8 protein-coding genes and 1 pseudogene are annotated in these 6,850 nt (G+C 40.9%); 7 read left to right on the top strand and 2 right to left on the bottom strand.

The annotated features are described in order from the left end of the window. Positions 1-73: 73 nt before the first annotated feature. Positions 74-238, bottom strand: a pseudogene (locus WMO75_RS18415) (transposase); the annotation flags it as partial. Positions 239-376: 138 nt separating this feature from the next. Between WMO75_RS18415 and WMO75_RS18410 the strand changes: the two are divergent. From WMO75_RS18410 to WMO75_RS18390, 5 genes are all read left to right on the top strand, one after another. After that, entirely contained in the window at positions 377-895 is a 519-nt protein-coding gene (locus tag WMO75_RS18410) for a hypothetical protein (protein ID WP_349078701.1), read from the top strand. 18 nt (positions 896-913) lie between these two features. Then, entirely contained in the window at positions 914-1,681 is a 768-nt protein-coding gene (locus WMO75_RS18405; protein WP_118699687.1) for an Ig-like domain-containing protein, read from the top strand. Positions 1,682-1,827: 146 nt separating this feature from the next. Then, positions 1,828-2,679 carry an AAA family ATPase gene (locus WMO75_RS18400; protein ID WP_349078699.1) on the top strand — a complete coding sequence of 284 codons (852 nt, stop codon included), beginning with the start codon at positions 1,828-1,830 and terminating at the stop codon, positions 2,677-2,679. A gap of 127 nt (positions 2,680-2,806) precedes the next feature. Further along, a complete protein-coding gene (locus tag WMO75_RS18395) occupies positions 2,807-3,262 on the top strand; it encodes a MarR family winged helix-turn-helix transcriptional regulator (RefSeq protein ID WP_294658510.1) in 456 nt (151 codons plus the stop codon). Then, on the top strand, positions 3,259-4,563 hold the full coding sequence (locus WMO75_RS18390) for a DUF6198 family protein (RefSeq protein WP_349078698.1): 1,305 nt from the start codon (positions 3,259-3,261) through the stop codon (positions 4,561-4,563). Before WMO75_RS18395 ends, WMO75_RS18390 begins: the two co-directional genes overlap by 4 nt. Positions 4,564-4,658: 95 nt before the next feature. Here the strand turns inward: WMO75_RS18390 and WMO75_RS18385 are convergent, their stop codons facing one another. Beyond that, complete coding sequence (locus tag WMO75_RS18385; protein WP_118699671.1) at positions 4,659-4,844, bottom strand: hypothetical protein; 186 nt, start codon at positions 4,842-4,844, stop codon at positions 4,659-4,661. A 306-nt stretch (positions 4,845-5,150) separates the two neighbouring features. Between WMO75_RS18385 and WMO75_RS18380 the strand changes: the two genes are divergently transcribed. Beyond that, entirely contained in the window at positions 5,151-5,834 is a 684-nt protein-coding gene (locus WMO75_RS18380; RefSeq protein WP_173905590.1) for a DUF6198 family protein, read from the top strand. 131 nt (positions 5,835-5,965) lie between these two features. Beyond that, a partial coding sequence (locus tag WMO75_RS18375) for an alpha/beta hydrolase (RefSeq protein WP_349078695.1) occupies positions 5,966-6,850 on the top strand: 885 nt, incomplete at its 3' end.

Genomic DNA, 6,850 nt, shown 5'->3' with positions numbered 1-6,850 from the left:
GTTTTCCAATAATTACAGGGATTCTTTGCGCATTTACAGGTTTTCATATAATTTATTTGAAGTAGCACAATAGGTTATCATTAGTTTTAAAGTTCTTTTTGATCAGCTTTACAAAGCCGATCTTTGCAGCGAATTCTTTTATCAAAAGGAGTCCTGCATCGGAGGATAGATCATCTCCGTCAAAATTTATTTTAATTTGCCTATTGCTTTGAAGTGAAAAGCAATATGCAATTAAAATACAGCAACTATGCGGCTTTTAGCCATGTTCACGGCGTTGCAGTGAATAATTCAGGATTAAAATAGATTGTTTACTTGACGCTGTTTAGGACATTAATTATACTTAAGTGTAATATCAAAAACAGGGAGGAAAACGAATATGAAGAAAAAGAATATGTTAATGTGTTTTTTGATTCTGGTTTGTACATTGTTTTTTGCATTACCGGTACAGGCAAGAACAACAGAGGTTTCCAGGGTAATGAACAGAAAGATGTCTTCGGCGGCATATGAGTTGGGAATGCGCCATGTTCCCAGTATGAACAGACGCTCATCGGTAAATTTCTATAACCGTACAGTAAGAAGCACGAGAGTAACATACGCAGCCAAGGGAAAATATTCTTCCAACTGTTCTTATCTTCAGGGCGAAACGTATTACAAGAATAAGGCTGGCAGATGGAACGTGTGTATCAGAGACAGAAGCCTTTCTTTATATGGAGTAAAAGTTGGGATGACTCCGGCGAATGCATATCAGCGATTTACAAGATATAAATGGCGGAGGGTATGGCAGGGAAGAACCGGAAGCATGTATATAAAAGGAGCAAAAGTAATTTCTATAAGTATTCGTAATGGAAAAATTACAAATATGTCATATCAGTGGCAGATGGAGTCAGAATATTAAATAAAGGGGGAACCGCTAATGAAAAAGAAGAAAAATTTTATTGTACTTATTGCTATTGCATTATTGTTTATATTGGCAGTACCGGTGTCTGCTGCGAGCGGAACAATGAAACTGAACAGGACACAGGTTTCCATGTATGTTACAGAAAGTACTACAATCAGAGCACTTGACAGCAGAGGAAAAACAAAGTCAGCATCATGGAGATCCAGCAATACACGGATCGCAACGGTTAAGAACGGAGTGATAACTGCGAAGAAAGCAGGCACGGTGACGATCACAGCGACCAGTAATGGCGTAAAGAGAAGCTGCAAGGTAACGGTAAGAAGCGACTGGTATCAGAAAGTGCTGAGATCCTATGGGGCTTCCTACAGGGTGAGAAATAACTGGGATGGAAAACTTACCACAGTGTATCGGAGAAATTTCAGCAGATACCGTCTGATTGATATAAACAACGATGGAATAAAAGAACTCATGCTGCATAATTATCCATGGGCTGTATTCTTTACATATTATAAAGGCAAGGTTACACCTCTGATTTATGGATCTACGAGAGGTGCTTATCTGAAAGGACAGTATCTTACAATAAAAACAGGAACATCGTCAGAGAATATATGCCGCACATATATTTTACAGAATGGAAAGGTGAAACAGATTATAAACTATTTCCATACCACAAGCAGTGCATATCCGGTTCCGATCTATGAGGTAAATGGAAAAAGATATTCAAAAACAGCATTTTTCAAAGTCTATAATAAATACATGAACAATGCTAAATTGTTATTCTAAAGTAATTCCCGTGGCGAAAGCTGCGGGAATTTGTCGTATAGAGCAGGTTCCTTTATTGTGAAATTTCTTGTTATTCCTCAGCTGAAACTTTATAATAAAAGTAGTTGCAGTCATTTTTCAACAGCTACAGGAAAGGATTTTGGCACATGGGTAATTATCTTAATCCAGGTAGTACGATGTTTTGGGGGAGTTTGCGGTCGCAGATTTATATTGACAAAAGTGGTCTTATCAGGCAAATGAATACGTTACTGTATACAGAACAGAGATATGTCTGTGTCAGCAGACCGAGAAGATTTGGCAAGTCCATGGCCGCTAATATGCTTGCGGCGTATTATGATAAAGAGAATGATACAAAAGAACTTTTTGCGGGATTAAAAATCAATAAAGATACGTCTTTTGATGAAAATATAAATAAATACGATGTAATAAAAATCAACATGCAGGAATTTCTGAGTGCAACGCAGAGTATGGATGATATGCTTAAGTTACTGCAGAAAAGAATTCTTGCAGATCTCAGAAATAAATATCCAGAATTTGTAACAGAGGAAAATCTTGTTTTTGTCATGCAGGATGTTTTTGCAAAGACAAATTCACCTTTCATAATTTTGATCGATGAGTGGGACTGTCTGTTTCGTGAATATGAACAGGACAGAGACGCACAGAAAAAATATTTGGATTTTTTGCGTTTCTGGCTAAAAGACAAGGAATATATTAATGCAATCAGTACGATGGATTGGCACGAAGTGATCCGGTCAGTGGAAAACTCACGGAAACTTCTGGAAGACTTGTGGAATCAGGATGCGGAAGCTGTTGCGAAGGGAAGTGAATGTGCGCATAATGAAATCTCAATTCTGCAATACAATAACGAAAATTCATTGAGCTGTACAATTCACCTGGCATTTTATTTTGCAAGAGAGTACTACACAATTATCAGAGAATTGCCAACAGGAAAAGGCTTTGCAGATGTCTGCTTTATTCCAAGAAACATAGCTGTGTGATCGAAAGGGCTGAAATCTAAGAAAAAAGTCATATTGACACTTTTTACAAAAAAAGTTATAATTCTAAACGTTAGAATTATAAGTATTTTATTTTGCATCAAACGCAAACAGGGAAGGAACGTGAAACATGGACACATCATTGCATTATCTGACAATGGCTAACCAGATGTTGATCCAGAAGAGGCTTCTGGAGCGGGTGAAGGCTTCGGGGCTTACGCTTGGACAGCCGAAGGTTCTGGATTATCTCAAGGATCATGATGGAGCCAGTCAGAAGGAAATCGCGGCGGGCTGTTTTATTGAGGCGGGATCGCTGACTTCAATTTTGAACCGTATGGAAGAGAAAGGCCTGATCGAGCGGCGCATGCTCAATGGAAACAGAAGGACTTTTCATATTTTTATGACAGAATCCGGGAAAAAAAGCCAGAAGCTTGTCGAAGAAGCTTTTGTGGAGATCGAGGAGGCTGCGTGGAAAGATATTTCTCCAGAAGAAGCAGAGGCTTTTATGAAGATTTATCATAAAATTTACAGTAACCTGTCTGAGACAGGATGCGAAGAAACAGGGAAAGAAGGAAGGAACAAATGAACAAACTAAAAAGATACGTGATCTTTCTGATCGGTTTGTTCGTGAACTCACTTGGTGTCAGCCTGATCACCAAGGCAAGTCTCGGAACCTCACCGATCTCATCGATTCCGTATGTATTAAGCTTAAGTTTTCCGTTTACACTCGGAAACTTTACGATTTTCTTCAGCGTATTTCTGATCTTACTGCAGTTACTGATCCTGCGTAAAAATTTTAAACTGGAACATGTTCTGCAGATACCGGTATCTATTATCTTTGGATATTTCATCGATCTTACCATGCTTCTGTTTACATGGGTAAACCCGCAGGCGTATGTTATGAAGATCGTATATCTTCTGATCGGATGTCTGATCCTTGGATTTGGTGTGTACATGGAAGTGCTGGCAGACGTTGTTATGCTGCCGGGAGAATCTTTTGTCCGCGCGATCGTTCTGACATGGAAAACCAACTTTGGTACGACAAAAATCTGCTTTGACGTTTCCATGGCGGTGATCGCGGCAATCCTGTCCTTTGTATTTACCGGACATCTCAATGGTGTGCGTGAAGGTACGATCATTGCGGCACTTCTGGTTGGATTTATTGCCAGAGTCTTTGGCAAGAAGCTTGCATTTGTCAAACCGCTTCTGTTTCCGGAAGAGTTCGCAGGGGAAAATGTGGAAAGTGCCGGCAAATCCGGTGCGGCATCTGTGGATAAACCGGCAGATGAAGTTCAGCGTAATGTCATCGTGATCGGCAGACAGTTTGGGAGCGGCGGACACGATATCGGCAAAGCACTTGCAGAAAAACTTGGCTACGCTTTTTATGATCAGGAGATCATCGAGATGACTGCCGGAACGACAGGATATACACCGGAATTTATCCAGAAAAAAGAAGAGATGATGACCAGCAGTTTCCTGTATGACTTGGTGAACCAGATGTATATGTATGCACAGCCGGACGAGGAAGCACCGAAGGACAAGATCTACGAAGCTGAATCAAAGGTCGTCAGAGAACTTGCTGCAAAAGGAAACTGCGTGATCGTAGGACGCTGCTCTGACTACACCCTTAGAGACAACAAAAACTGCCTCAGAGTTTTCTTCTGCGCACCAATGGAAAACAGAATGAAACGAGTCATGGACCGTCTGCATCTGTCCGAAAAAGACGCAAAACAGAAGATCCAGAAAGAAGATAAATGGCGCGCCGACAACTACCGCTATTACACCGGCCGTATCTGGGGCGCATCAGCAAACTTCGATCTGACTGTGAATACAGCTCTCGGAGAAGAGTACATAGAAATGTGCATCCGCGAGGCGATGAAACGGTAAAATCAATGTTCCGTATACGATAAAAAGAGTGCAGATCTTGACAATTCAGTACAGGATTTACACTCTTTTGTGTTATACAGCTACTTGATCGGTATTTATAATGTAAGGTCTTCTACATTAACTCCGAAAGATGATAATTTGGCTGTTGCCACTTTGATCTGATAGTCCAATTCTTCGTTTACAGTATCACCATTAGCTCTTTTAATACGCTGCAGGTCTGTGTATTTGTCGATAAGTAAAGCTTTTAATTCCTGATCACTCATATCATGAGTAACCTCCATATTGGCACCACCTTTCATAATTATAGTAATTATTATAGGTGATAATCATAAGGGTGTAAACCCTGTATTCAACTGTCAAGGTGCAAATAATAGGAATTTTATCCGGAAACAGATTAGAAATATTTGTTCTAAATTATAAAGGGTAATTATATATCTGTCAAAGAGAAACGTTCGACAAATTTTTTACTAAATTGGTATATTGTCTCTTTAAAAAAGAACTTCCGAGTGCTAAGATAGACAAGGCATAAATTGTAACTGTGAAGGTACTGAACAGTTACCATAAATTACCTATGGAGGAAATATAAAGTGACAGAAGAAATTGAGACGCAAGAGAACAAAAAATTACCGGTCCTGCGGGGCGAGCTGGCGTTGCTGGTGGTGGTATTGATCAACAGCCTGGGAGTTGTGCTGATGCTGTATTCCGGTTCCGGGATCTCGGCGATTTCCAGTGTACCATATGCATTTTCGGAAGTATTCAATAAGATCTCCCTTGGAACCTGGACCTACATTTTCCAGGGACTTCTGGTATTATCCCTGATGATCATGCGGAAGAAATTCGTCGCACCATATCTTTTCAGCTTTGTCGTTGGATTTGCATTCAGCGAGATGCTCGATGTACATGAAATGTGGATAGGCGTCCTGCCGACAGCCATTGGCTACCGGGTACTTTATTTTATCATCAGCTACCTGCTCTTGTGCATCGGGATCGCACTTTCCAACCGCTGCGGTCTTCCGATCATCCCGACAGACCTGTTTCCGAGAGAACTGGCAGATATCACGAAGGTAAAATATTCCAGGATCAAAATCGGCTATGACGTTACCTGCCTTACCATAACAGCACTGATGACCTGCATCATCCTCGGACATCTGGACGGACTCGGAATCGGCACGATCCTTGCCGCATTTACCATGGGAAAAGTGATCGGCATGATTGGTGACAAGATGGATCAGCATGTGAGATTTGAGTCGTTTATGACAAAAAGAGCGTGATGGATTTCGGGACAGACAACGCAATAAAAGAATAAAAAACACAAAATAAAGATATAAAAACCGACAGGTATTCGCTACAATAGAAGTAGAAAATGCAGGTCGGTTTTTTAATATAGGAAAGGAACATAAGAATGGTAAGGATCAGCGACATCATACGTGCAGAATTTGCAGAAGAAGATAATAAAAGAGATGCAGGGCTTAAGACCCCGGAGAACATTGTAAGATACGATGATATTATATATGGAACAGAATCTAAATGGCAGAAACTGGATGTATATCGCCAAAAGGATGCTACGGGAAAGCTTCCAGTGATCGTCAGTGTTCATGGCGGTGGATGGGTATACGGTGACAAAGAAAGGTATCAGTTCTACTGCATGGATCTTGCAGAGCGAGGCTTTGCGGTGGTGAATTTTTCTTATCGCCTGGCACCGGAATATAAGTTTCCGGCATCACTGGAAGATACAAATTCCGTATTTACCTGGGTGCTGGAAAACGCAGAAACTTATAGATTAGATACAGAGAAACTCTTTGCAGTGGGCGACTCCGCAGGAGCACATATCCTGTCTCTTTATCTGGATATCTGTACGAATCCTGATTATGCCGGAAATTATAAATTCCATACACCAGAAGCTCCGCAGATCCGTGCAGTGGCACTGAACTGCGGACAGTATCACATGGGAGAGGAAAATCTGGACGAGCTTACAGGAAAACTGATGGAAGAATATCTTCCGGGAAAAGGAACGAAACAGGAACTTCAGCTGCTCTGTGCAGATGATTACGTGACAGAAAAATTCCCACCGGCGTTCCTCATGACAGCAGAAGAAGACTTTCTCAGAGGCCAGGCACCTCTGATGTACGAGAAGCTAAAAAGCATGCATATTCCATGTGAATTTCACGATTACCGCAGTGGAAAAACCGAAAAACTGGGACATGTTTTTCACCTCAATATAAGATCCGAGGATGCACATAAATGCAATGATGAAGAGTGTAGGTTCTTCAAACAGATATTGAATAAC

The organism is Blautia intestinihominis, from assembly GCF_040096655.1.
GTDB lineage: Bacteria > Bacillota > Clostridia > Lachnospirales > Lachnospiraceae > Blautia_A > Blautia_A intestinihominis.
Note: the sequence above shows the minus strand (reverse complement) of the source record. Positions and strands in the feature narration are given on the sequence as shown.